General features: G+C 45.5%; 22 protein-coding genes and 6 pseudogenes. 15 read left to right on the top strand and 13 right to left on the bottom strand.

All coding sequences use genetic code 11. The annotated features are described in order from the left end of the window. Positions 1-10: 10 nt before the first annotated feature. Positions 11-917: pseudogene (locus ABDK09_05385) on the top strand (EamA family transporter). Between the two features lie 102 nt (positions 918-1019). Here ABDK09_05385 and malK read toward each other — a convergent pair. Beyond that, positions 1020-2141 carry a maltose/maltodextrin ABC transporter ATP-binding protein MalK gene (gene malK / locus ABDK09_05380; protein ID XAW87643.1) on the bottom strand — a complete coding sequence of 374 codons (1122 nt, stop codon included), beginning with the start codon at positions 2139-2141 and terminating at the stop codon, positions 1020-1022. Between the two features lie 732 nt (positions 2142-2873). Between malK and malE the strand changes: the two are divergent. The 3 genes and pseudogenes from malE to malG all read left to right on the top strand — a co-directional run bounded on the left by malE (position 2874) and on the right by malG (position 6608). Next, a pseudogene (malE, locus tag ABDK09_05375) lies at positions 2874-4056 on the top strand (maltose/maltodextrin ABC transporter substrate-binding protein MalE). Positions 4057-4129: 73 nt separating this feature from the next. Beyond that, positions 4130-5705 (top strand): annotated as a pseudogene (gene malF, locus ABDK09_05370) (maltose ABC transporter permease MalF). A gap of 12 nt (positions 5706-5717) precedes the next feature. Next, positions 5718-6608 (top strand): maltose ABC transporter permease MalG, encoded by an 891-nt coding sequence (gene malG / locus ABDK09_05365; GenBank protein ID XAW87642.1) that lies wholly within the window; start codon positions 5718-5720, stop codon positions 6606-6608. A gap of 152 nt (positions 6609-6760) precedes the next feature. Here the strand turns inward: malG and ABDK09_05360 are convergent, their stop codons facing one another. The 3 genes and pseudogenes from ABDK09_05360 to ABDK09_05350 form a co-directional block, all read right to left on the bottom strand. Beyond that, positions 6761-7012, bottom strand: coding sequence for a hypothetical protein (locus tag ABDK09_05360; protein XAW87641.1), 252 nt, complete (start codon positions 7010-7012; stop codon positions 6761-6763). 175 nt (positions 7013-7187) lie between these two features. Then, a pseudogene (locus ABDK09_05355) lies at positions 7188-7680 on the bottom strand (acyl-CoA thioesterase). A 156-nt stretch (positions 7681-7836) separates the two neighbouring features. Continuing rightward, positions 7837-8757: an IS5 family transposase gene (locus ABDK09_05350; GenBank protein XAW87640.1), complete on the bottom strand. Its 921-nt coding sequence runs from the start codon at positions 8755-8757 to the stop codon at positions 7837-7839. An 81-nt stretch (positions 8758-8838) separates the two neighbouring features. Between ABDK09_05350 and ABDK09_05345 the strand changes: the two genes are divergently transcribed. The 5 genes from ABDK09_05345 to ABDK09_05325 all read left to right on the top strand — a co-directional run bounded on the left by ABDK09_05345 (position 8839) and on the right by ABDK09_05325 (position 11846). Further along, on the top strand, positions 8839-9297 hold the full coding sequence (locus tag ABDK09_05345) for a hypothetical protein (protein ID XAW87639.1): 459 nt from the start codon (positions 8839-8841) through the stop codon (positions 9295-9297). 335 nt (positions 9298-9632) lie between these two features. Next, positions 9633-10109, top strand: coding sequence for a LysR family transcriptional regulator (locus tag ABDK09_05340; GenBank protein XAW87638.1), 477 nt, complete (start codon positions 9633-9635; stop codon positions 10107-10109). Beyond that, the gene (locus ABDK09_05335) at positions 10087-10554 is read left to right on the top strand and encodes a LysR substrate-binding domain-containing protein (protein XAW87637.1); all 468 of its coding nucleotides are present in this window, start codon (positions 10087-10089) and stop codon (positions 10552-10554) included. The genes ABDK09_05340 and ABDK09_05335 overlap by 23 nt, the downstream gene beginning before the upstream one ends. A gap of 112 nt (positions 10555-10666) precedes the next feature. Beyond that, the gene (locus ABDK09_05330; GenBank protein ID XAW87636.1) at positions 10667-11239 is read left to right on the top strand and encodes an MFS transporter; all 573 of its coding nucleotides are present in this window, start codon (positions 10667-10669) and stop codon (positions 11237-11239) included. Next, on the top strand, positions 11184-11846 hold the full coding sequence (locus ABDK09_05325; protein XAW87635.1) for an MFS transporter: 663 nt from the start codon (positions 11184-11186) through the stop codon (positions 11844-11846). The genes ABDK09_05330 and ABDK09_05325 overlap by 56 nt, the downstream gene beginning before the upstream one ends. Positions 11847-11903: 57 nt before the next feature. Here ABDK09_05325 and ABDK09_05320 read toward each other — a convergent pair whose 3' ends face one another. The 5 genes from ABDK09_05320 to ABDK09_05300 form a co-directional block, all read right to left on the bottom strand. Continuing rightward, entirely contained in the window at positions 11904-12368 is a 465-nt protein-coding gene (locus ABDK09_05320; protein XAW87634.1) for an aldo/keto reductase, read from the bottom strand. Beyond that, on the bottom strand, positions 12253-12876 hold the full coding sequence (locus tag ABDK09_05315) for an aldo/keto reductase (GenBank protein ID XAW87633.1): 624 nt from the start codon (positions 12874-12876) through the stop codon (positions 12253-12255). Before ABDK09_05315 ends, ABDK09_05320 begins: the two co-directional genes overlap by 116 nt. Positions 12877-12969: 93 nt before the next feature. Next, the gene (locus ABDK09_05310; protein XAW87632.1) at positions 12970-13515 is read right to left on the bottom strand and encodes a LysR substrate-binding domain-containing protein; all 546 of its coding nucleotides are present in this window, start codon (positions 13513-13515) and stop codon (positions 12970-12972) included. Next, on the bottom strand, positions 13463-13864 hold the full coding sequence (locus tag ABDK09_05305) for a LysR family transcriptional regulator (protein ID XAW87631.1): 402 nt from the start codon (positions 13862-13864) through the stop codon (positions 13463-13465). Before ABDK09_05305 ends, ABDK09_05310 begins: the two co-directional genes overlap by 53 nt. A 575-nt stretch (positions 13865-14439) precedes the next feature. Continuing rightward, the gene (locus ABDK09_05300; GenBank protein ID XAW88469.1) at positions 14440-15429 is read right to left on the bottom strand and encodes a zinc-dependent alcohol dehydrogenase family protein; all 990 of its coding nucleotides are present in this window, start codon (positions 15427-15429) and stop codon (positions 14440-14442) included. A 266-nt stretch (positions 15430-15695) separates the two neighbouring features. Between ABDK09_05300 and ABDK09_05295 the strand changes: the two genes are divergently transcribed. Next, the gene (locus ABDK09_05295; protein XAW87630.1) at positions 15696-16865 is read left to right on the top strand and encodes an ROK family protein; all 1170 of its coding nucleotides are present in this window, start codon (positions 15696-15698) and stop codon (positions 16863-16865) included. 54 nt (positions 16866-16919) lie between these two features. On the opposite strand, the gene ABDK09_05290 is transcribed toward ABDK09_05295, so the two are convergent. The 3 genes and pseudogenes from ABDK09_05290 to ABDK09_05280 form a co-directional block, all read right to left on the bottom strand. Then, entirely contained in the window at positions 16920-18443 is a 1524-nt protein-coding gene (locus tag ABDK09_05290) for a nucleoside hydrolase-like domain-containing protein (protein XAW87629.1), read from the bottom strand. 349 nt (positions 18444-18792) lie between these two features. Further along, positions 18793-19161: pseudogene (locus tag ABDK09_05285) on the bottom strand (transposase). Between the two features lie 236 nt (positions 19162-19397). After that, positions 19398-20201: an alpha/beta hydrolase gene (locus ABDK09_05280; protein XAW87628.1), complete on the bottom strand. Its 804-nt coding sequence runs from the start codon at positions 20199-20201 to the stop codon at positions 19398-19400. Positions 20202-20355: 154 nt separating this feature from the next. Here ABDK09_05280 and ABDK09_05275 point away from each other — a divergent pair, with 154 nt between their 5' ends. The 3 genes from ABDK09_05275 (at position 20356) to ABDK09_05265 (ending at position 22382) form a co-directional block, all read left to right on the top strand. Further along, positions 20356-21282, top strand: a complete 927-nt coding sequence (locus ABDK09_05275) for a LysR substrate-binding domain-containing protein (protein ID XAW87627.1) — start codon at positions 20356-20358, stop codon at positions 21280-21282. 74 nt (positions 21283-21356) lie between these two features. Continuing rightward, on the top strand, positions 21357-21968 hold the full coding sequence (locus ABDK09_05270; GenBank protein XAW87626.1) for a LysE family translocator: 612 nt from the start codon (positions 21357-21359) through the stop codon (positions 21966-21968). Positions 21969-21998: 30 nt separating this feature from the next. Continuing rightward, the gene (locus ABDK09_05265; protein ID XAW87625.1) at positions 21999-22382 is read left to right on the top strand and encodes a VOC family protein; all 384 of its coding nucleotides are present in this window, start codon (positions 21999-22001) and stop codon (positions 22380-22382) included. 114 nt (positions 22383-22496) lie between these two features. Here ABDK09_05265 and ABDK09_05260 read toward each other — a convergent pair whose 3' ends face one another. Then, positions 22497-23327, bottom strand: a complete 831-nt coding sequence (locus tag ABDK09_05260; GenBank protein ID XAW87624.1) for a LysR family transcriptional regulator — start codon at positions 23325-23327, stop codon at positions 22497-22499. A gap of 106 nt (positions 23328-23433) precedes the next feature. On the opposite strand from ABDK09_05260, the pseudogene ABDK09_05255 reads away from it, so the two are divergent. Continuing rightward, a pseudogene (locus ABDK09_05255) lies at positions 23434-24148 on the top strand (AzlC family ABC transporter permease). Further along, positions 24138-24446 (top strand): AzlD domain-containing protein, encoded by a 309-nt coding sequence (locus tag ABDK09_05250; GenBank protein ID XAW87623.1) that lies wholly within the window; start codon positions 24138-24140, stop codon positions 24444-24446. Before ABDK09_05255 ends, ABDK09_05250 begins: the two are co-directional and overlap by 11 nt. Positions 24447-24864: the final 418 nt, after the last annotated feature.

Here is a 24864-nt window from a genome sequence, read left to right as displayed (position 1 = left end):
GAGAAATACTATGCTCATCAAAATGATTCCTTTTCTGTTTGTTATACTCTGGGCATCCGGCTTTGTCGGCGCCCGTTTCGGTCTTGAATATGCCGAGCCGATGACCTTTCTCAGTCTGCGGATGGTGCTGAATGTGGTGCTGTTTGCGGTACTTATCATGCTGCTTAAACGCCGTATCCCGACAGGTCGTCAGTTCTGGCACTCCTGTGTGTCGGGACTGTTTATCCATGGTTTGTATCTGGGGGGCACTTTTCAGGCGATTCACTGGGGGATCCCGGCGGGACTGGCTTCACTGCTGGTCGGCAGCCAACCGATCTTTACGGCGCTGATCCTGCTGCTGATGGGCAGTGAGCGGCTTAATCTTGCTCAGTGGCTCGGGCTTGCCCTGGGTTTTGCCGGGATCAGCTGTGTGCTGATGGGTAATATTGAATGGCAGTCGGACGCGCACAAATGGGCAGCCATTGGTATGTGTGTGGTTTCTCTGATCGGTATTACGGTCGGAACGCTGTATCAGAAGAAGTTTCTGTCAGGGCGTTGATCTGCTGGGTGGTGCCTTGGTGCAGTATGTGGCTGCGGTTGCGCTGCTCTTGCCTGCTGCGATGCAGTTTGAAACCATGCAGGTGGAATGGACCCCGACATTTATGATGACTCTCGGCTGGCTGGTGGTCGTGCTGTCGTGCATTGCGATTTTGCTGCTGTTGTATATGGTTGAACATGGCGCATCCTCCAGCGTCGCGTCGGTGTTTTACCTGGTACCGCCGACCACTGCAATTCAGGCCTGGATTTGTTTTGGTGAATCGTTTGATCGGTTGGGAGCGCTGGGGTTTGTACTGGCCGCTGTGGCGGTTTATCTGGTGGTGAAAAAACCGGTGTTGTGGCGCAGCAGAATGCCGCAACCAGCGGAAAGTGTCAGCTAGTGCTGCGTGATTGAAATGAAAAGCCCGTTCATTATTTGAACGGGCTTTTTGTCTGGGATCATAACTATCTGAGGTGATAGACATTGTCCAGCGTGACAGAAATTAGTCGTTGAATTCGACACCTTTCTCTTTAAACAAACGGCGACACGCGCGACCATCACTGTGGAACAGGTGACAACGATGGGCCGGAATACCAATCGCCAGGCTGTCGCCGACTTCAATGTCCAGAGTGTCAGGCTGACGATAGATGATATCTGAGTCTGAGCCTTTAACGTTCATGTAGGCCTGGGTTTCGTTGCCCAGTTTCTCCACGATCATCACCTTACCTTCAATTTGAGCATCACCTTGCTGCGCTTCCAGCAGGTGCTCAGGACGTACGCCCAGCGACATACGTTCACCGACCGTGACTGTGGTGCCATCAACCGGGATCCAGAATGCGAAGCCGTTTGACAGCCGAACTTTAACCCGCTCTTTTTCCGCTTCATCAATAGTGACACTCATGAAGTTCATCTTTGGTGAGCCGATAAAGCCGGCCACAAAACGATTCTGCGGGTAGTGGTAAAGCTCGAGTGGTTTACCGACCTGAGAGACAAAACCGGCATCCAACACCACGATTTTATCGGCCATGGTCATGGCTTCGACCTGATCGTGGGTGACGTAAATCATGGTGCAGCCTAATTTGCGCTGCAGTTTAGTGATTTCGGAGCGCATCTGTACCCGCAACGCAGCGTCGAGGTTAGAAAGCGGCTCATCGAGCAGGAAAACATTGGGTTGGGAGACCAGAGTCCGGCCAATAGCGACACGCTGACGCTGGCCGCCCGACAAGGCTTTCGGCTGACGATCCAGCAGATGGCTCAATTGCAGGATATCGGCAGCGTGTTCAACGCGTTTACTGATCTCAGCTTTATCGGCTTTGGCCAGTTTGAGGCCAAATGACATGTTGTCGTGCAAATTCAAGTGCGGATAGAGGGCGTAAGACTGGAATACCATGCCGACCCCGCGTTTGGAAGGTTCGACATCATTCATGCGTTGCTCACCAATAAACAGATCGCCAGAGGTAATGTCTTCCAGTCCGGCAATACAACGTAGCAGGGTGGATTTACCACAACCTGACGGGCCGACGAAGACGACAAATTCGCCTTCCTGGATTTCCAGATCCACATTCTTGGAAATCATCACATCGCCATAAGCTTTACACACGTTTTTTAAGCTGACACTCGCCATCTAGCTCGTCCTCGGATCAAGATTTTTTAATGATTACCGCCTCTGTAAGTCGATTTTCAGCAAATTTTGCCGCAGGCAGTAAAAGTAGGGATATATTGAGGTGACTCCTCGGCCTTGTGTGACCGGGACTCTGCGTCTTAACGCGCAACCTCTTATTTTATCAGATAAGAATAACAGGTAAGAAAAGAAAGGGTGATGTCCTCAAACAAAGGGTTTGAAGAAACCATCACCCGTCAAAGCCAAGAGCCAGTTTGCTTCCCCCGCTGCAGCGTGCGTCTCCCCCGTACAATAATTACCACGAACGCGTCGACTGCAGCAGCAAATGAGCCCGGCAATGCAAGCCAGTATTAAGGTTCAATACTGAAAAAGATTCTTACCATCCACTCTTTGGATGGGATTAGTTTCTCTGAAGCGGCCCGGCGGCACATCCTCCTAAACTTATTTTTTGCGGGGGGAGTAGGCAAGGATGAGGTGGAGGAGGGGCTGGAATGGCCTGAGAGATCCAGTTCAAATTATTGATGGGTCTGAACATGAAGTGGATCACAAAGGGGCATTTTTTTGTGATTGTTCTCTCCAACAGGCAACGATTCAGATCACGAAAATAAGCCATAATACCAGGGGCGTAGGGAGTAGGAGGATGAGGTTAGCCCGTTTTTTTCTGATGATATGTGGCGAAATACGGCGAAACCTCACCGGTAAGCCCTACAACATAAATAAAACAAGGATATGAACATGAAAAACGCCCTAAGCACTGTAGCGCTCAGCACTCTGGTCGCTCTTGGTTCGTTTGGTGCACACGCTGCCATCCAGGAAGGACAACTGACTATCTGGATTAACGGTGACAAAGGTTACAACGGTCTGGCTGAAGTTGGTAAAAAGTTTGAAGAAGAAACCGGCATTAAAGTTACTGTCGCGCATCCGGATGGTCTGCAGGACAAATTCCCGCAAACAGCGGCAACGGGTGATGGTCCCGATATTGTATTCTGGGCGCATGACCGTTTCGGCGGTTACGCGGAAGCAGGTTTGCTGACTGAGATCAAACCGTCACAAGCGATTAAAGACGGTATTGTTGATTTCGCCTGGGATGCCGTGAAATATCAAGGCAAACTGATCGGTTACCCTGTCGCGGTTGAATCATTGTCGCTGATTTACAACAAAGACCTGGTCCCTAACCCGCCAAAAAGCTGGGAAGAAGTGGCTGCGTTGGATGCTCAACTGAAGAAAAACGGTAAATCAGCCATTATGTGGAACCTGAAAGAACCGTACTTTACCTGGCCTCTGATGGCTGCTGATGGTGGCTACGCATTTAAATACACTTCTTCAGGCTACGATGTAAAAGACGCAGGTATTGACAAGCAAGGCGTAAAAGACGCGATGAATTTCGTCAAAGGTCTGGTTGATAAAGGCGTGATTTCGGCCGATATGGACTACTCTGTATCTGAAGCGGAATTTAACAAAGGCAATACGGCCATGACCATCAATGGTCCTTGGTCATGGGGCAACATTGATAAGTCAGGTATCAACTACGGCGTGACCACTCTGCCTAAATTCAATGGTCAGTCTTCTAAACCGTTTGTTGGTGTACTGACCGCGGGTATCAGCACTGCATCGCCAAACAAAGATCTGGCGGTTGAGTTTATCGAAAACTACCTGCTGACCAATGAAGGTCTGCGTGCGGTCAACAACGATAAACCTCTGGGTGCGGTTGCTCTGAGCTCATTCCAGCGTGAACTGGACTCAGATCAGCGTATTGCTGCGACCATGGATAACGCGATGAACGGCGAGATCATGCCAAACATCCCACAAATGAATGCGTTTCTGGGGCGCAGCTAAGAACGCGATCATCAACGTGGTTGATGGCCGTCAGAATGTTGATGCAGCCCTTGCGGATGCTGAAAAACAGATGACCAAGTAATCCCAGATTCACCTTTTAAGGAGGGGGCAACTCCTCCTTACTTTCCAGTTTTATTTCGCTAGCAGGTTGTTCTATGCAGTCAATCCAAGGTACAGAGGCTATGTCAGCATCCGCAATGACACCACCGACCAATAACAATCGCACCATCATTAAGTGGAGTGTATTAGCCGCCGTCGGTCTCGTGAATGGATATGCCACAGTTCTGATGTATTCCCGTGGTGAGCTCGCTTTTGCATTGCTGACCATTATTCTTACTGCTCTGGCACTTTACATCTTTGGCAGTAAAAAGACTTACGCCCACCGTTATATTTACCCGGGTATCGCCGGAATGATCTTGTTCATTCTGTTTCCGTTAGCCTATACGGTCAATCTGGCGTTTACCAACTACAGTGCCAAGAACCAACTCTCTTTCGACCGTGCTCAGTCGGTACTGATGGACCGCACATTCCAGAGCGGCGAGAGCTATCCGTTTACGCTGCTTAGCACCGAACAAGGTTACCGTATCACCATTCAGGATGGTGAAACTCAGTTCGCCACTCCGGTGTTTAGTCTCGATACGACCGGGCAATCGTTAGCGCTGACTCCGGTACAGGATGTGACAGGCAATAAAGAGGCGATTAAGACCATCATCAGCAATCGTGATGCGCTCGGGGCGTTGAATCTGACTCTGCCGGATGGCAACGCGATTCGCATGAGCGGCCTGCGTAAGTTTGCCGCTGTGGTGCCGCTTTATACCCTGCAGGATGATGGCGAAACGCTGATCAATAACCAGAACGGAGAGATGCTGCGACCAAATCTTGAGGTCGGCTTCTACCAGCCGGTTAACGATCAGGGGCAGTTTGTCGGCAGTACCGTTTCACCGGGCTTTATCGTTTCAATCGGTACACATAACTTTGAACGGGTTTGGAAAGATGAGGGCATCAAAGAGCCGTTTATCAGTATCTTTATCTGGACTGTGCTGTTCTCTGTGCTGACCGTGATCTTTACTCTGGTGATTGGTCTGGTGCTGGCGAGTGTGGTGCAGTGGGAAGAGCTCAAAGGTCGCGCTTTGTACCGTGTGCTGTTAATCCTACCTTATGCAGTACCGGCCTTCATTTCGATTCTGATCTTTAAAGGTCTGTTTAACCAGAGCTTTGGTGAAATCAATATGGTGCTGCAAGGGCTGTTTGGCCTCAGTCCGGCCTGGTTCTCTGATCCGTTTCCTGGCGAAATGCATGGTGTTGATCGTCAATACCTGGCTGGGTTTCCCGTACATGATGATTTTGTGTATGGGCTTGCTGAAAGCCATTCCGGATGACTTATACGAAGCATCGGCTATCGATGGTGCTAACTTCGTGCACAACTTTACCAAGATCACGCTGCCATTGATGATTAAACCGCTCACGCCGCTGCTTATTGCCAGCTTTGCGTTTAACTTCAATAATTTTGTTATGATTCAGCTCTTGACGGCGGGCGGTCCGAACATGATAGGAACCTCCGAGCCAGCCGGTTACACTGACCTCTTGGTCAGCTATACCTACCGCATTGCATTTGAAGGTGCCGGTGGTCAGGACTTTGGTCTGGCGAGCGCGATTGCGACGTTGATCTTCCTGCTGGTGGGGGCGCTTGCGCTGCTTAACCTGCGTTTCACTAAAGTCAGCCAGAATTAAGGAGCGACACTTATGGCTATGGTACAAGGAAAATCGCTCAAATACCGTGTGTGGGCGACACATGTTGCGCTGTGGGCGTTTCTGGCGCTGATCATCTTTCCGCTGCTGATGGTGGTGGCTATCTCATTCCGCGAAGGTAACTTCGCGACCGGTAGCATCATTCCGGAAAATCCGTCTCTGGAGCACTGGAAACTGGCACTTGGTTTCTCGGTCACTAACGCGGACGGCAGTGTGACGCCACCGCCGTTTCCGGTTCTGACCTGGCTATGGAACTCGGTCAAAATCGCAGCGGTGTCATCGGTGCTGATTGTCTTCTTATCGACCACATCAGCGTACGCGTTTGCTCGCATGCGCTTTAAAGGCAAAGAGACCATTCTGAAAGCGATGATGATCTTCCAGATGTTCCCGGCTGTGCTGGCTCTGGTCGCGATTTATGCGTTGTTTGACAAGCTTGGTCAGTACATTCCGTTTTTGGGGCTCAACACCCATGGTGGCCTGATCTTCTCCTACCTGGGCGGGATTGCACTGCATGTCTGGACTATCAAGGGCTACTTTGAAACCATTGATAACTCGCTGGAAGAAGCGGCTGCCCTGGATGGTGCAACCCCTTGGCAGGCATTCCGTTTGGTGCTGCTGCCATTGTCAGTGCCAATTCTGGCAGTGGTCTTTATCCTCTCCTTCATCATGGTGGTGGGAGAAGTACCGGTGGCCTCGCTGCTGCTGTCGGATGTGGATAAGTACACACTGGCGGTAGGCATGCAGCAATATCTGTATCCGCAAAACTACCTGTGGGGTGATTTTGCCGCCGCGGCTGTGTTATCGGCTCTGCCAATTACCGCTGTTTTCCTGCTGGCACAGCGCTGGCTGGTGGGTGGCCTGACGGCTGGTGGTGTGAAAGGTTAATATCGTAAAAAGCGATAGAATTTACCTGTAAAAACAGTCGCATTGAACTGTAAACAAATAGGCCCGGGCATTGCTCGGGCCTATTTATTGAGTGCGATTTAAACGATTGAAGATAAGTATTTGTCACAAGGCGACAACGACAGTGGGTAAAATCACAGCTCGCGGCTGGATGGAGCGCATCCGATATAACGCAGCAGCACGTACAGGCTCTCTTGCTGCAGAGCCACTTTACGAAACAGATCGGCAAAGGTTTCATCGCCGCCGAAGCAGGTCTGAATGTAATGATTAATCTCTAACGGGGGATAGCCTTCCACGTACATAGTTCGTACCCATTGGTATTCAACCGATTTAGTATCAGACAGGGTGTTCTCACTGAGGGTGATATCACTGAGGGTTAACGACATCTATTGTTCTCTGCTTTTGCCAACATGGCAGGCATACCTTTGCCAGCTAATGGAGCATTAAAGCAGAGAAAAATGAAGTTTAGATGACAAGGCTGAGCAAAACTAGCCAGATACGTTGTCAGCTAACCTGATGTCGTATCTGGACTATTTCTGATTGGGTAAGGGTGTGCGAGGGTTAGCGGGCTTTGAGATATTTAACGTGTGCTTCCATCTCTTCGCCGATTTCAGTACGCATATTCATTAGGCGAATGGCCGATTTACGCAGCGCGATGTCTTCATCGGTGGTCGGGATCCACTCCGGAAACCGGTGTTGGTTTACCGTTTTCATCCACAGCGACCATAATCACAATGCAGTGTGTGGTGAGATGATTGTTGAGCTCTTTGGGATCCGTGGCCTGGACATCAATCGCAATGTGCATTGAGGTTTTACCGGTATAAATGACCTTAGCGCTGACTTCAACCAGGTTGCCGACCAGAATCGGGGCCACGAAACGAATGCCGCCGGCGTAGGCGGTAATACAGTATTTTCCGCTCCACGCTGCGGAGCAGGCATAAGCAGCCAGGTCGATCCATTTCATCACGGCGCCACCGTGTACTTTACCGCCAAAGTTTACATCTCCTGGCTCTGCTAGAAAGCGCAGAGTTATATCTCGTTTGCCACTGCTCATCGGCTCTTCCTTTATGATTTGTGTTGATACAACCATAAAATGATATTTACAACCATAAAGTGATATTTGTCACAACCATAAATTGATATTGCCTATTCTTTGTGGCTTTGTTGCGGAATTCAACTTGAGAGCGAACACTAGCTAAATCGTTTGTATTTAAACGATATACTGGGTTTCGGGCATGCCTATCCCTGTTAGCTTGTTGAGTGCTTTGATCATGGCGTATGTTTCCCCAACCTGTGCGTTGTAATTTCGAAACGTGAGTGAAGCGCCTAGTAGCTGTTTTACGCGATACATAGCGGTCTCCGACAATGAACGCCTGTGGTAGCCATACTTTCGTTTCCACTTTTTGTTCGAACCATAGAGCTTTTGGCAACCAACCGCCAGATTACGTGGATGCCCCTTTTCCCAGAAGGCGGCTCCTTCATGTGGAGGGATTAGAGGTATCGCTTTCTTAACCCTAATCGCCCTGTGGCACTCCCAAGTATCGTATGCGCCATCTCCCGAAATTTCCTTGATGGATCGGCGTGTCTGTTTGAGTAAATTTGGGAGTACTTCCGCGTCTGTCACGCCTGAAAGTGTCAGTTCAGCGGCAATAATTTTATGAGTGTCAGTATCAACAGCAAGATGGAGTTTACGCCAGACTCGACGCTTACCATCGGTTCCGTGCTTTTTCACTTTCCATTCACCCTCACCGTATACCTTGAGCCCAGTAGCATCAATAGCTAGGTGTTGGATAGCGCCTCGTGATGAGGCTTTGAAATTAATCTCAACATCCTTAGCTCGGCGACTGATGCAAGTATAGTGGGGACAAACCAATGGGACGTTAGCCAATCTAAAAACAGAGTCGATAAAGCCTTGTAGCGCCCTTAATGGTAAGGAAAAAATGCGCTTTACCATGAGAGCAGTCGTGATAGCGAGATCACTAAACAATCTTGGTCTACCACGTTTATCCTGTTTAGATTGTTTCCACTCAGTTATGGCCTCTTCGTCAATCCAAAACGTGAGTGAATCTCTGTTGATCAAGGAGTTATTGTACTTGCACCAGTTAGTGGTTTTGTAGCGAGGCTTCGGCATGAAATCAAAGTCAGTGAACGAATGTCCCTGATCTGATCGTAATATTCTGATTTAGTTCATTCGATTTCCGCAACAAGGCCTGTGGACGCACAACATTACGGTTGGTTATTCGCTGTTAATATTTTGGGCGTTATGTCGATGAGTGTTGTTAATCGACAGTTAGTTCACCGTTTCCGGCTGGATAGTTTGCTAAAAGTAACCACTTTCATTGCCATAACAGCTATTGCGGTGATGGCGATTGGAGTGAAAGCAGAGATTGGTGGTATTTGGATGATTATCTTGCCAATATTTGTTTTTTTCTCTATGAATGGGGTTATCGCTGCGTCGGCGACCGCCGCTGCGTTAGACCAGGTTGACAAAAGTGCAGGCTCGGCGTCTGCGGTTATTGGCTCTCTGCAATATGGCAGTGGTATCATTTCATCGCTGTTATTAGCGGCATTCAGGGACGGTACGCCATGGACAATGACTTGGATTATCACTTTGTTTACCGCTTTGAGTGCATTGCTTCTCTGGGTAAATCAGTCTAATCGTATCTCGTAAGGCAAGTGTAACTCTCAGGTTAGCTGTTACACTTAATCACAGTGAATATCTAAAACAAAAATGATGTGTTTGGAGACAATAAACTTTGCTCGGAAACATGCCTTTTCAAGCGATTCGTAGGCTATAAAAAGCTAAAGTTTGAATAGCCACCGCTCTCATAGGCAAGATTTCACCTAGAAAAAGTATGTCAAAGCACAGCTTGGCGATACGGTGACTTAATTATGTGTAACTTCAAATGGGACAGAAACAATCCACTTCAGCACATAAGTCTATCCGTATACAATTGGGGAAATTGAATCAATAATTGCTACATCCATATCTAATTGGTTAACTCAATGTCTACATTTAATTCAGATGAATCTCTACGTGGCATTACAAACTTTGTAGTCGCTGCCAATTCTTCTAGTTTCACTGAAGCCAGTGAAAAGCTGGGGATCACGAAATCCGCCGTTGGGAAAGGTATCGCCAGGTTGGAGAAACGGTTGGGTACCAAACTTTTCCATCGCTCCACAAGGAAGCTTAGCCTGACGGGTGATGGTGAAGCTTATCTTAACAGTTGTACAACGGCGCTAGAGATCCTCGATTCAGCGGAAAACTCGCTGAGCCGACGCCAAGATAACCCTTCGGGGGTCATCCGTATTGATATGCCCGCTTTTTTTGGCCGTCATTTGGTGATGCCCATTCTGACAAACTTCTCTAAACAATACCCAGAGATCCGATTTGAGATGTCGTTCAATGACCGTCTGGTTGATCCAGTGGAAGAAGGTTTAGATCTGGTTTTAAGATTCAGTGAAACTCAAAAGCACGAATGAATTGAAATCTCGCTGTCTAAGTGACCAACACCTGTATTTGTGTGCCACCCCTGAGTATCTTGAGCAGTATGGAACGCCCACACACATCGATGATCTGGCAAACCATCACTGTATTATGGGCTACCGAAGTCGCGCACCATTGGCATGGAAACTTAAAAATGAAGAGGGAAAAACTATCCAATACATCTCGGATAAACCTCATCAAATCGGTGATGGCGACGCCTTGTTAAAAGCATGCTTGGGTAATATGGGGATCGTTCAACTTCCCGAAAGTATGGTAAGAGAGCACATGGATTCAGGTAGTCTTACTGCCATCCTCCCCGAGAGTTCACCTGCCCCTGTTGCTCTACATATTCTGTGGCCGTGCAGTAAGCACTTAGTGCCGAAGGTTCGCTTGCTCGTTGATGAGTTAGTCCAAAAAGCTAGAGAGGGCTATTTCGGCTAAAGGTAGAGTTCAACTCTACATTAAGTGTACTTGGCATGCATTTATCGAATCATAATTTACGATTAAACTCATTTCTACCAATGATTAATCAAATTATATTGAGGAGAAAATTATGCCACTAGCACTCTGGGCTTTGGCTATCGGTGCCTTTGGTATTGGTACGACCGAGTTTGTCATCGCAGGTTTGTTGCCTGCGATAGCCGAAGAGTTCCAAATAACTATTCCCATCGCAGGTTACTTAGCCACCTCTTATGCATTGGGCGTCTTTTTTGGCGCACCTGCACTTATCATCTTTGGCTCAAAAATACCGCGTAAAGCCATGCTCATTTTCGTCATGGTTTTATTCATCATAGGCAACTTGATCACGGCATTCGCATCAAGTTTCAGTGTTGCCATACTTGGCCGTATTGTCACCTCACTCGCACATGGCGTGTTCTTTGGTATCGGTTCTATCATTGCCGCAGATATGGTTGCACCATCAAAGCGAATTCAAGCCATTGCATTTATGTTTATGGGATTAACGGTCGCTAACCTGGTGGGCGTTCCGGTCGGAACTTGGATTGGTGAGCACCTAACCTGGCGTCTGACCTTTGGCCTTGTTGCTATCGTCGGTGTTATGACCGTACTGAGTGTTTGGCGTCTTATTCCTCATCAACCTAAGGCTCAAGACCAACAGTTTCTCTAAAGAGATTAAAGCTTTTGGCAACATCAATGTGCTGTTGGCTATGGGTATCACCGTTTTAGGTCCCGGCGCATTTTTTACATCCATCACTTACATTGCGCCTATGATGACGGAGATAGCAGGCTTTAGCAGCTCTAACGTCACTTGGTTAATGTTGGTGTTTGGATTGGGCTTGTTTGTCGGCAACCATCTTGGCGGTAAGTACGCAGACAAGGCGCTAATGCCGATGCTTTACATTACGTTAGGCGCTCAGGCGATAGTCCTATTTGTCTTCAACTATGCCGTTCATAGCCAAATTATGTCCGTCATTTGTATTTTCTTAATGGCCGCATTTGGCTTCTCAACCGTCTCTCCGATTCAAAAGCTTGTCATGGATAAAGCTAAAGCAGCAGGCGCATCGACCTTGGCTTCGGCAGTTAACATTGGGGTCTTTAATCTGGGTAACGCAGTTGGAGCCTGGTTTGGAGGGCTGGTCATTGCTGCCGGTTTTGGACTTCAATCCCCTAACTGGGCAGGAGGCCTACTTTCCGCAGGTGCGTTGGTTCTCGCCATCATATCCGGATTAACGGACAAAGCAGAGCAGGGGCAACCCATCTCTTCAACAAACTGATTTGATGCAAGGGAGCTTCGGCTCCCTTCATACTTTTCATTAAGTAATATATGGCCTTTAGTATCGGTTACCTATAACGTCGATATTTGCCATTGCAGTCTCAATGTCATCTAAATCTTTGCTACTTAAAACCAGGTCAGCCGATCCCATGTTCTCTCTTAATCGGGCAAGGTTACGAGAGCCTGGGATAGGAACAATCCAAGGTTTCTGAGCTAGAAGCCACGCTAACGCTACCTGAGCCGGAGTCGCGTTATGTAGTTTGCCAATACGAACCAACAGATCAACCACTACCTGGTTAGCATCGATTGCCTCGGAGGTAAACCTAGGGTTATGACTTCTTAAATCGCTTTTGTCATACGTTGTTGATTTGGTTATTGCGCCAGTCAGATATCCTCGTCCTAATGGACTATAAGGAACAAGGCCAATACCCAGTTTCTTCACAGGTCGGGAGAATTTCTGCTTCAATTTCGCGCCACCAAATAGAGTATTCACTTTGCAAGGCTGTGATAGGTTGTACTGCATGTGCTCGACGTATTATGTCTGCGCTCGCCTCCGATAGGCCAAAGTGTTTGACTTTACCTTCTTTAATCAAATCTTGAACTGTACCTGCAACATCTTCGATGGGTACATTAGGGTCAACGCGGTGTTGATAGAAAAGATCTAAACATTCTACGTTCAGACGTTTAAGGGACGCTTCAGCAACGCGTCTGATTTGTTCTGGTCGGCTGTCAAAGCCCTGAGATGGAATAGGGCCAGAGCCGTCTTCAGCATGTTTGAAACCAAATTTAGTCGCAATAACCAATTTATCTTTATCAAACGGTGCTAAAGCTTCTCCAAGTAATACTTCGTTAGTAAACGGGCCATAAATTTCAGCGGTATCGAAGAATGTTATCCCTTCTTCAACTGACTGACGTAGAAATGCGATCATTTCATTCTTGTCGGTTGGTTTATCTGCGAAACTCATACGCATACAACCTAAGCCTAATGCAGATACTTCGAGCCCACTGGCTCCTAGAATTCTAGTCTTCATAACTATTTCCTTCTATTAATGATGTTTCATTATAGAAATGGCAGTAATGAATGATAATGGCTGAATTTTTCATGCACTTATAATGTTAGCTCATCAATTCCGTTGATATCGAAGTGAATCAATGAGCAACTTAAATGCAGGTGAAGAGAGTTGTCGATTTGCATAGTAAAGATAATATCCATCGAAAGGTGGACACCAATCTTCAAGAACACGTTCAAGTCTTCCACTCTCTATATGTTGTTGCACGAGATCCTCTGGGACATAAGTAATACCTAATCCATCAAGCGATGCATCTAGTCGCCCCTGTGAACTTGTCATCACCACCTGTCCTTTAACATTTACGTTGATCACTTTAGCGTCTTTTTCAAATTCCCAAGCGTAGGTACCACCATATGTGGGAAGGCGTAAGTTGATGCAGTTGTGATTAACCAGTTCATGTGGTGTCGCTGGCTTACCTTTTTTACTCCAATACTCAGGAGTCGCGACGACGGCTATACGCATTTTAGGGGATATGGGGATAGCGATCATATCTTGTTCCAGGCTTTCACCGAGACGAATGCCAGCATCAAACCGTTCAGATACAATATCAACTAACCCATAATTTACGCTGATCTCGACATTGATATCTGGATATTGCAAAAGTAGCTGCCTGACTTTGGGCCATAAAATGGTGTTTACTGCGTGTTTCTGCAGCTGTAATTCGAATTGTACCGCCGGGTTGCAGTTTAAATTCGTTAATCATCTCCAACTCATGGTCAATTTCAGACAGCTTAGGCGCGATTGAATTCATTAGCTTTTCACCCGCTTCCGTCGGAGAAACACTCCGAGTCGTACGATTAAGCAGCCGAACATCCAATCGTTGTTCTAAACTACGAACGGTGTGACTTAGTGCAGATTGAGAGACGCCGAGTAATCCTGCGGCTTTAGTAAAGCTTCCTTGTTGAGCAACCGTTACAAAAGCTAACAGGTCGTTGTAGTTTTTGTTCATATGTTTCAATCAACTATGTGGGAATGAAAGTGAATGCATTTCTTTTCTTCAAGGGTTGATTCTATAGAATCATGTATTGATTATAACTACAGATAATCACGCACCCTTATGAATCTAATTCATGAATTAACGAAAAACTTTAGGTCAGTGCTTTGATGCGAGGTTTTCCAGATATAGATGAAAATCACGGAGAGATTAGCTATTTGTTAATCAATATTTTCAACTACGCTGCCTAATTCATTCTTCCTACTTTTGGACTACAACAATCATCGTACTCATCAAGGAAAAACCTGCTGTGGCAGAACGCCAATAGAAACATTAGAGGATGGAAATTATATCTAGGCTAAAAAGAATATAGCCTAGATATAATCTGCCAGGCACCGCGTCGAAAATTGGGTAACTCCTAGGTTAATCGGGTGATGCAGATGTTTCACTTGCTGAGCGATGAACCGCGAGTTATACGACTCCACGTCGTACGCCCATATTGTTTTAACGTAAATACTTAGTTATGAGTCGCGCCTCAGAATTTAAGATATTTTTATCGTGGCAACTCGCCGTAAATGGTTACACCTCTACTACTTTGGTAGCAAAATGATTTTTCCATGTAAGTTCGCAGAGTTAGATTCGATTAGCTTGATAGCAGATAGAATTTGTTCTAATGGAACATAACAAGCAACATCTAATTGTATTTTATTGGTGATGAAATGGTCTAGCATCATCGAAAACTTTTCGCGCCTGACACCGTTACCAACCGAGTTCTCCCAGTAGCGTAAGAAAAATGTACTGAAGTCAATGTCTTGGTTCCTCATGAGCTCAAAGAAGCGAGGCTCATAAAACTCCAGAGAAAGAGTTCCATAGTTGATATACCGCCCCTTGCTGCCGACGGTATGAATCAATTTAGCTCCAGCTTTACCGCCAATAGCATCAAATGCAATATTAGGGATAGGTAAATCAAGTTGCTCAATTTGGGTGAGTAGGTCGGCTTTGGCATCTAAAACATAGTTTGAATCATATGGATAATTTTCAGGTTTCGACGTTACGACAATAAGAGTGAACCTTAGCGATGAAGATAGCTGTGCAAAAATTTTGCCTATTGCAGAACTTCCAGCGTTAATAATCAGTACATCTTCTTTCTTCAACTGAGCAATTTCGGTGGTTAAAACCCATGCTGTTAGCGCATTTATATACAACTGGCACGCATAGCCGTTGTCCAGATGTGGCGGAATGACGAAGAGGTTATCTGGTAATACATCGATATATTGCTGCCAAGTACCGCTGGTAGCCACGACAACTCTTTGCCCTAAGACAAACTCTGAATGGTTGGAGTCGATGATTTGCCCAACAGCTTCAAATCCGGGGACTCTGGGCGGCTGATGGCTATGCCTGTATTGACCTACACCATGAATAGATAACAAGTCGCTTGGATTGATATTGGTTGCTTCGATTTTTACTCTGATTTTACCTTTTTCAAGCAAATCCAAAGGTACATGTTCAATCACCAATGAACCTTCCGGTTGACCGAAACAGAGCTGGTGAATTCTTGTGTTTGTTGTGGTGTTAGACATTGATAGGTTGGGGTCGATAAATCCTTCAATTATCATACGTTATACAGGCATTTTTATCACAAACTTTCAGCTTTATGCTGACTCTTCTTTGCCCCTTTTCGAGTTTTTCAACAACGCTACGAAGGATTTAAATCTGATAATTGCCCAATGTTTCTCAATGGTCAGCGTTCAGGCAGCATAGTACGTGCCGTGGTTTAAACCACGTGAAAAGTTATTTATAATCGAATCTAACTCAATGCTGTGAAATCGCTATTTGCGAGAAGATTATGGATTTAAACGGAAAAAATCTAGTCATCATTTTATTAAGAGAAAAGCTTCGTTCAAGAGTGGAGTTATCACGCGATACGGGATTAGGGAAATCCGCTTTAACCAAAGTGACCAAACAACTTTTAGAGGAAGGCGTTATCGCAGAATGCTCTGATGTAGCCAATTTAAAAGCCTTTACAGGTGGTCGACCTCAATCATTACTGCAATTAGTCAGCGGTATCCATTTTAGTCTTTGCTTCTACATTTCTATTGAGGGAATTAAAGCGTACTTACTCGATCTTTCCGGCGTCGTCCATCAGAGCATCGATGAAACGTGGCACAATTTGGCGGTAACGGATAAGTGTTTCCATGAGCAGCAGTTAATTGATCTTATCATCGGGACAATGCATCAATTGTGTTCAAAGCAGGGGATTTCGCCCCAGACGTTAAAAGTGATGACGATTGCTACTCAAGGTAAAATTGCGCAAAACAGTGGGATTATCCATTACAGCCAGTTATTGACTTCAAGAGATGTCGGGTTGGCTGCATTGCTAACACAACAAACTGGTATTGAGACGAAATTATACAATATTGCTTATTGTTCAACCTTTCAATTGACCAAGTTGCACCCTGGACATACAAACATGATCGCACTGCTATTGGGCTATGGTCTTGGAGTAGGGGTCTGCGTAAACCAGAAAATTGTTACCGGGCCAGATGGCACGGCACTAGAAATTAGCCATATGAACTATGAAAAAAAAGGCAAAGCGTGTTTTTGTGGTTCATTAGGCTGTGCCGAAACCTACGTAACGTATAACACAATCATCGGTAGTATCGAAGCTGAAAAAGGTACGGTTATCGAGGGTGATTCGATTGTCGAAAAACTTAAGACAATTATCCAGTTACTGGATGATGGTGATGAGCCAACCCATCAAGTCATCAAAAAAGTTAGCCATGTACTAGGTTATATTTTGACTCAACTGATTTCCTTGTTTGACGTTCGTAGCATTGTGCTTAATGGTGAAACGTCGCTACTGTTCCCTTACTTACAGCCCGAGATGCTCAGTTATATCGAAGAAAATAACGGTTCACGACTATCTATGTCGTCGATTAAATTCTTCCGAGAGCCCGATGACTGGGTGGCGTTAGCGGGTTTGTTCGAGTTAACCAATCGTGCTTACCAACTTTGAGCCTGTAAAGCGATAAATCAAAGAGGGAAGAGTTTCTTCCCTCTGATCAAAAGATTATTCTGATACGCGTAGTATCACCCGACGATAGCTTGTTAACGCAGGGGAGCCGTTGTCAGTGATCGCCAAGATAATATGCGCTTGCCCACCGTTATTGCATTCGCTGCGTTCCCCCGATAACCAACCATCTTTACATACCGTGTTCACTTTTACATCGATCTTGTTCGCGTGTGAGTGCGATAAAGTGACATCGGCAAGTCCAGGTGCATCTTGTATCCCTGTGTATCCTGCTTCTGGATAGTGAAACCAGCTATAAGTCAGAGCGTTGCTGTCTGGATCGCTACTTTTCGATGCATCAAGTGTAACCGTGCTTCCCACTTTCGCATCTATGTACACTACGTTCCTGGATAAGTCACCGTTGATGGCGGCTATTGGGTGGTGGTTGGCTTGGTCGTAAGGTTTGATCGTCCAATCCATGCGCGCCGCAAAATCATTTTGGAACTCGTTTCGCCAGCGCCAAATCGTAGCTTGATCGGAAGTATGCTCTTTACCATCACTACCTACCACTGTGTCTGCCGACGTCACACGAGGAAACCAGTCTCCGCCTTGGGTCCAGATATTACGTGTTTCACCATAAGGGGTACGGAAGATGTAACGCCCACCCCAGCCTCCCCAACTTGGATTGCGGAAACTGTTTAGGCCATTGTCCGTCAGACCAAGGTAAGCCGGTGTGTCCCCCTCCATAATGAAAGCATACTTTAGATAGTGCTCACCGAGAGGGCCTTTGGCGCGGATATTCTTATCCAGCCATTCGTTGGTGACTTTTGCAAAATCAGCGCCATCGCCATTTTTATAATATTCGTCTCCGGCAATACCGGTCCAAGTTGCAGAAGCATATTCACCACCATCGGGAGACGAGGGTTTTACAATATACATGACGTTTGGAAACTCTTTACGAATCCAAGGCCCCGCATCATCTTGATCGGAAATGGAATAGACTCGTAGTTTTTGCTCAAACGCCTTGAGCTGCTCTTCTGAACGGGTGCTACGCACATCATACAAAGCTTGAGCCAGTGTGTTAGCACCTCCCCAAACCGTTACCCAAACAGGGCGTTTATCTGCTTTGTCGACCGCGGCAATCAGGGCTCGTGAACCAGCGGACGATTTGCCGTCACCTACGTCTGCCATTCCATAACCCGGTTGACCGACACTCACAATACCATGTAAGTAATCGGCGGTTGGCCAGTTTTTGGCATGCTTTTGCAGATTGGGGCGTACATCTGCGTATGAATCAATAATACCATTGATGGTATTAACCTCTCTTTTCGCTCTTTGCCAAGTTGAGGTCGTTGCAACTAAGCCCTCCAAATTCAATTCATTCGAATACGTGAGTAGCCTGACCATAGACATTTGATCGTCCGGCTCATTTCCCATGTCCGTAAGTACAAAAACTCGTGGCATCCCTTGATAATTATCGACATCTAACGCCGACGATTGGGCAAAACTGGAAGCACTGAGCATGGATGTGGCAAAGGCGGCGGCCACATAGCCTAATCTTAAATTGGTCTTGAATGGTTTCATCGGTAAGACTCCTAAGCGAATAATAAATATTTTTGGTGTAGGGACGTTAGTTTACATGGTGAACTAATGTAAAAGTCAATTTAATTCACTAGGTAAATTAATTCAATGGTACATAAAGGTTTAATACTAGATTTTTGTCGGTGATCACGAATTGAAAGCTCAGGTTATTGGCTGAAGCATGCGCGGCTTTAGGTGTTTCTTAGTGTGGTATTTACTACGTTATCAATCTACCCGGATGTGAATTTTTATTTCACAGTTTCAAGGTAGTATCGGGGTATGACCATGCTGGGGCTGAGGAGCAAAATGATCTTTTTGGGCTAATTTCTGAACTGAGAATCGTGGTGACTCACTCCACCGTAGTGGCATCTGTACAGATGAGACTTTCTGATAGCTGATGGGTTTTCATCTGGTCGATAACAACTTCAATTTTATTTCCTAACTGAAAGTATCAGTTTGCAAAAGTGCCTCTGCTGACCTTGTTCTGTCCTCTTTTGAGAATAACGATCCGTCTATATAGCGGGATTGCATCCACATATTGTGCTGTAACGATAGCGGTGAAGGTTTCTAGGTACCAGCGCTTTTGGAGTAGCCACTATACTATGGCTGGTGTCATAAGTTCACCGGGACGACAGGTATATTTGGTGCGTTCATGACGGATGACACTGATTTTCTGTGGGGAAATCTTTAGTTCTTCTGAGGTCTCCACGTCACTCTTATGCCGTCCTTGACCGAAATATTCGCCGTGTGGGGAGGGTACTTCACATATCGAAATGCATCTTGATCAAAACATTCCTCTCACAGAATGGATGCAGAAGCTTAAAGTACGGAAAGCCATGAATCGATTGGAGGTGGGCGATAGTGTTGAAGTTATCGCCCTTGAGCAGGGTAATTCAAGTTCGTTTGCGTTTATCGCTATGTTTAAATGAATCACGGGAGTGACCCCAAAAGAATGCCTTAAGATGAACGTGTAATGTTTTGATAAATACTTTCCCACATACTGACAGGGTTTGAGTACATAGGGAAATGCCCGCAGTGCGGTATTTCTGCCAGTTTTACGCCTTGGCTCTCAATATGAGATAAGTAGGACAGATGTTGATTCTGCTCCCCATACATGAACATCTTAGGGCAAGGTAAGTTAAGAAACTTATCCATCAGGTCACCATCATCTGACAGTTTCACCATAGACGTAAAGATAGGTTTAACGGCATCTGCTCGTACTTTGTGACGCAAACTAGCGGAATACAAGGCACTTGCGTAGTGTGGTGCATGGCGAGTTCGCATTATAAATTCATCAAAAAACTCTGCGGCGTTGTCCGATGGATAATTGATAATTTGGCGGCTCAGAAAACAATCTTCTGGTGCTATGTTCCCTTCAATATCGGTGAAGCTGAGAACACGGTTTGGGTACTGATGTGCCAGCATTAACGCGGTTAACCCTCCCATGGAATGTCCCACAAGGTGAAACTGTTTGAACCCAACTTGATCCAGTATCGCAATGGCTGTTTTCAGCAGAAAAGGGATTGTAACGGATGTGGGGTCGCTGCATTGTGTTTCGCCGCATCCCGGTGCGTCGTAGGCAAGAAAAGGATGACCGTTAAACTCTGCATAGTAAACGATGTCGGCGTAATCTTCTTTGGTGGAACCAAATCCATGGAGAAAGACAATCGGAGCTTTTTTGCCCGATCTGGTTATCGCGGAAACGCTAAGGTGTACACCTTCGATTAAAAAAGGGAAACGTTGGCTTGAAAATAGCTCCATACAATACTCACATCTGTTGTTGATGTTGCCAATGTACAGCTTTTGATTGATAGTTGAATTCTAATATTAGTATCTATGTGATACGAAAATAGAATTAGCAGTATAGCATTGGGCATTTTAACGTACTTCATTATTTCGTCGTTAGGGACTATTGATGAGTAAAATCGATTACAGGTTGATAAAACAGCTTTATCTTTTTCTGGCAGTTGCCGAAGAAGAGAACTTTGGTCGTGCGGCAAAGCGACTGGGAATGTCTCAGCCTCCTTTAACGGAGCAAATCAAAATACTTGAGCAGTCGTTGAAGCTCACTTTGTTTGAACGCTCTCGACGCGGTACTAAACTTAGCGCGTCGGGAAAAGCTATTCTTCCTCATGTGCAAAAGTTTGTTGTTCAAATGTCATCTCTGGAAAAGATCGTTCGAGAGGTGGCGCACGGACAATCTGGTGTCATTCATATTGGTGCCATCACATCTGCTATGTTTGAAGTTGTGCCAGCTTTTCTAGAACACTTCAAACAACGTTACCCAAATGTCACGGTTTTTGTGGATGAAATTGACAGCGCTGAAGCCATCACATCGTTATCTTCTGGTGAATTGGATCTGGCGTTTGTTCGGGTGGAAGGTGAGGTCGGTATGGGGTTAAGCACGTTTCCTTTAACAGAAGATAAACTCGGCGTTGCGTTACCACTGAATCATCCAATGGGGGAAGCGATGTGTATATCGTTGAGAGATCTGAAAGAGGAAGCATTTGTTATGTCTTCCAGGCGGGTCAATCCAACGTATTTCGATCTATTAACTTCAGCCTGTAGAAACCATGGGTTTAACCCACGCATACTCTACGAAGTTCGTTCGGTTACTGCTCAGATTGCCTATGTGAGTTGTGGCCAGGGGGTTGCTTTAGTACCTATGAGCATGGTCAGCATGATCCCCAGTAATGTAAAGCTTGTCCCGCTTGAAGAGCTGATATCCATCGTGACCGCCGCGTTAGTATGGGATCCTAAGCGAGGGCATCCTTTAGTCGAATACGGTGTTAAGTGGTTGGAAGAACATGTCACTGATAAGAAAAACGTATCAAATTATTAGTTAAATAGTATTTTTCACCCATTCAAGAAACGACTGACAATAGTACTTCTTTCTTTACTATAACGAGTGTCATCTTGGATACCTATTTCAGTTTTGCTGCTATTGCATTAGCCGTCGTATATATGCCTGGCCCAGGCACCTTAAAATCCATTACGAACGCGATTAACTTTGGTTTTCAAGGTTCGGTCGTTGGGATATCAGGTTTAACGCTGGGCGTTTGCTCTGTCGCTCTGTTCTCTGCTACAAGTCTTGGGCTGCTGTTAGTGTCCTCGCCGATGGCTTTTAAAGTGGTTTCTTATTGCGGATCCGCCTACTTATTGTATTTGGGACTTAAACTGTGGTTTAGCAGCCGCAAGACTCAGGTTATTTCTACGGACGTGGTTTTCAAAAAGAGTCAAGTGTTTGGGGAAGGTGTCCTGTTACAGTTTAGTAACCCGAATGCTATCCTGTTCTTCCTTTCTGTTTTCCCTCACTTTATAAAGCCAGATGAAAACTACGTTGTACAGTTTTCGGTGTTGGTAGGGATATTCAGTCTGGCATTTATCTGTGCGCATTCAACCTATGCGTTACTCGCCTATAAGGCCAAAACACTCTTCCTGGGTGAACATCGACACTGGTTGAATAAGATCAATGCTATCTTGTTTATATTGTTGGCTGTCTACTTAGTATGGAGTTTATCCGTTTAATCACGACATAACTTTAAAGGAGAAAGGAATTTGAACATTAAGCGCCTCGACCATTTTGTTTTAACCGTGGCTGATATTCCAACATCGGTGGCTTTCTTTCAATCGGTGATGGGCATGACCGCTGTCTCCTTCGGAGAAGGGAGAGTCGCCTTGATATATGGTCAGCAAAAGATCAATTTGCACCAGCTAGGCAGTGAATTTGAGCCTAAGGCACGACATGTACAGGCTGGTAGTGCCGATCTCTGTTTTATCATTGACGGCGAACTAGAAAGCGCAATGCAACATGTTCAGGCTCAAAACGTTAATATTATAGAAGGCCCTGTCAATCGTACTGGAGCATTAGGGTCAATAGTTTCTTTTTACTTTCGCGATCCGGATGGGAATTTGATTGAGTGTTCTGTCTATGAGCCGTAACACGATAAATAGCAATAATAGTCAGCTAAAAAACTATGAATTAAAGTAGTTTTGACTCAATTAATACTCTACTGTTTATTTACTGCAGAATTTCTCAATGTCCTGACTAATAAGTCATAGAGGTAATCCACAGCTTGCGACTTTTTCGAATGACCACTTCGGTAAACAGAGACTTCCATTGGCTCCAAGGGGCCGAGTCCCTGTTTCTTCACCAAGTATTGTCAGGTGAGATGGTACACTGCATTGAGTAAACACCGCCACTGCAAGGCCACTTTCGACCGCTGCAATTTGGCCTGCTAAGCTTGAGCTATTGTAAACCACCTTGTACGGCTTTCCTTGTAACGCGAGTGAGTTAATGGCACTTCTTCTCGCAAGGCTTGCGCTCTCATAAACAGCAATCGGTAATATTTCTCGTCGCCATAATTCAAATTGAGGTGTTCCAACCCAGACCATAGGTTCATGGAAAAGTAATGTGCCTCGAGAGACATTATCTCTCGACACGAGGGCTAAATCTAAATCGTTGCTTGCGATTTTGGGGATCAATGAAGTTGATTGTTCACACGTTAGTTCAATTTCCACACCACCAAATCTAGGGGCAAAATTTCGCAGAACAGGTGTTAGATACTTTGCTGCATAATCATCAGGCACCCCTAATTTTACTTGACCAACTAACTCTTCACCGTGGAATGCAGCTTGTACTTCCGAATGTAAATCTAAGATGCGTCGAGCATAACCAAGCAGCATCTGGCCTTCAGTCGTGAGTTCCGTGTGACGGTTGTTTCTGATTAATAACTTCTGTCCAACAGCCAATTCTAACTTCTTTAACTGCATACTGACCGCAGATTGTGAACGGTGTACTGAAGCAGTTGCATTAGATAAAGAGCCCGCATCAACCACAGCGACAAAACATTTTAACCAATCAATTTGTAAATCTTGATAGTTCATACATTTGTTTTTCGAATTAACTTATCCTGAATTATGCGCTTTCCACAAATGTATATCTAGTCTAGTGTTACGATCTTCGTTATTGGAATATGGACTTAATATTTGTATGCATACCAGTGAACTACGCTTGGAGATACCATGGATACAGCATGGATTCATCAGGTTAATCCCGATCTCTATATTCGTGTTGGTATTTGGTGCCGCATTTGGGTTGGCGGCATCCCAAGAAGGATTGAGCGAATCGGCATCGGTGTGGATGAGCACCTTAGTTTTTGCTGGAGCCTCACAATTTGGGGCGCTAGATTTATGGGGTACATCGGTTCCTGTCGTACCACTCGCCATCACAGTGTTTGCAATTAATGCACGTCACTTGCTAATTGGAGCGACGTTATATCCTCATATTAGAGATCTGAATCCGATAACCCGTTACAGCATCATGTTGGTTGCTTCTGATGCGAAACTGGGCCATGTCAATGCGAGCCTTTACCCAGAACAAGATGCAAGAAGGACTAGGTCTTCTGCTTGGTGGAGGCATAGCTCTGTGGGCATTTTGGGCTTTGGGCACATGGGCTGGATTCTATCTTGGCAACACTATTAGCAACCCTTCCACCTTTGGTTTCGACATGGTCATGGGATGTTTTTTATTGACGATGGTTCTAGAAGGCAACAAAGATACTAAAACATCGATTATATGGTTAGTGGCAGGGGTGTCATCAATTGCTGCTTATCGTTATTTGCCAGAAAACAGCCACGTCATTGTCGGTGCTTTATCGGGAGGAGTAATGGGTATAGTTATTGGAGACAAGAAATATGATGATTGATACAACAGAAACGGGAACATGGCTACTCATCCTTATCATGACGATTGTTACGATTGTTACTCGATGGGGCGGCATCTTCATCATGTCGTATGTACCGATAAATTATCGAGTGCAACAATTCATAGCAGCGATGTCCGGTGCTGTTCTGATTGCCATTATCGCGCCTATGTTGATTACTAGCGATCTCGGCGGAAAGCTAGCTTTACTGGTGACTGCATTTGGTACTTTGATTCTGAAGAAGCCATTGTTTGCAATTCTAGCAGGTATGCTCATGGCAGCGGTTATTCGTGGTATTTAAAGCCAACGACTACGTGGTGGATTCTAGATTATTCATACTCTAAGTAATTCGAGAATTGCTAATTTAGCAAAATAACTGACATGTTAATGCCCCAAAGTGTGCTGGACCATTAGCAACGATTTTTCTTCGTACCCCATAGTTGCCCTACTAAATCTAATCGTGCCAAAAGGTAAGACCTACCCTCACTTTCTAATGCAAAAAACGCACTAAACAGTGTTGCAAGCAACAGAAAGATGGGAATGGGGAAGTTCCTTGTATCGATAAGCATGAGAGACAGAGCAGTAGCTTGGGTAGAGAGCTAATGTGGGTGATTAGATGGAACATTGTCTGAAAAAAGATGAGAGTTTTGTTAGTTAAATCTGCTGGTTGACACAATTTCTGAGCCGTGAGTGTGGTATAGGTAGGAGTATCGCATTAA

This window comes from Vibrio sp. CDRSL-10 TSBA, from assembly GCA_039696685.1.
In the GTDB taxonomy this organism is placed as follows: domain Bacteria; phylum Pseudomonadota; class Gammaproteobacteria; order Enterobacterales; family Vibrionaceae; genus Vibrio.
The sequence above is the reverse complement of the archived record's forward strand: the minus strand, read 5'-3'. Positions and strand labels throughout refer to the sequence as shown.

Bases quoted from the DNA above. Each gene is read 5' to 3' on its own strand.
- malK (XAW87643.1), bottom strand. From the start codon at position 2,141: ATGGCGAGTGTCAGCTTAAAAAACGTGTGTAAAGCTTATGGCGATGTG.
- malG (XAW87642.1), top strand. From the start codon at position 5,718: ATGGCTATGGTACAAGGAAAATCGCTCAAATACCGTGTGTGGGCGACA.
- ABDK09_05360 (XAW87641.1), bottom strand. From the start codon at position 7,012: ATGTCGTTAACCCTCAGTGATATCACCCTCAGTGAGAACACCCTGTCT.
- ABDK09_05350 (XAW87640.1), bottom strand. From the start codon at position 8,757: ATGCCGAAGCCTCGCTACAAAACCACTAACTGGTGCAAGTACAATAAC.
- ABDK09_05340 (XAW87638.1), top strand. From the start codon at position 9,633: ATGTCTACATTTAATTCAGATGAATCTCTACGTGGCATTACAAACTTT.
- ABDK09_05330 (XAW87636.1), top strand. From the start codon at position 10,667: ATGCCACTAGCACTCTGGGCTTTGGCTATCGGTGCCTTTGGTATTGGT.
- ABDK09_05320 (XAW87634.1), bottom strand. From the start codon at position 12,368: ATGCAGTACAACCTATCACAGCCTTGCAAAGTGAATACTCTATTTGGT.
- ABDK09_05315 (XAW87633.1), bottom strand. From the start codon at position 12,876: ATGAAGACTAGAATTCTAGGAGCCAGTGGGCTCGAAGTATCTGCATTA.
- ABDK09_05305 (XAW87631.1), bottom strand. From the start codon at position 13,864: ATGAACAAAAACTACAACGACCTGTTAGCTTTTGTAACGGTTGCTCAA.
- ABDK09_05300 (XAW88469.1), bottom strand. From the start codon at position 15,429: ATGTCTAACACCACAACAAACACAAGAATTCACCAGCTCTGTTTCGGT.
- ABDK09_05295 (XAW87630.1), top strand. From the start codon at position 15,696: ATGGATTTAAACGGAAAAAATCTAGTCATCATTTTATTAAGAGAAAAG.
- ABDK09_05290 (XAW87629.1), bottom strand. From the start codon at position 18,443: ATGAAACCATTCAAGACCAATTTAAGATTAGGCTATGTGGCCGCCGCC.
- ABDK09_05280 (XAW87628.1), bottom strand. From the start codon at position 20,201: ATGGAGCTATTTTCAAGCCAACGTTTCCCTTTTTTAATCGAAGGTGTA.
- ABDK09_05275 (XAW87627.1), top strand. From the start codon at position 20,356: ATGAGTAAAATCGATTACAGGTTGATAAAACAGCTTTATCTTTTTCTG.
- ABDK09_05260 (XAW87624.1), bottom strand. From the start codon at position 23,327: ATGAACTATCAAGATTTACAAATTGATTGGTTAAAATGTTTTGTCGCT.
- ABDK09_05250 (XAW87623.1), top strand. From the start codon at position 24,138: ATGATGATTGATACAACAGAAACGGGAACATGGCTACTCATCCTTATC.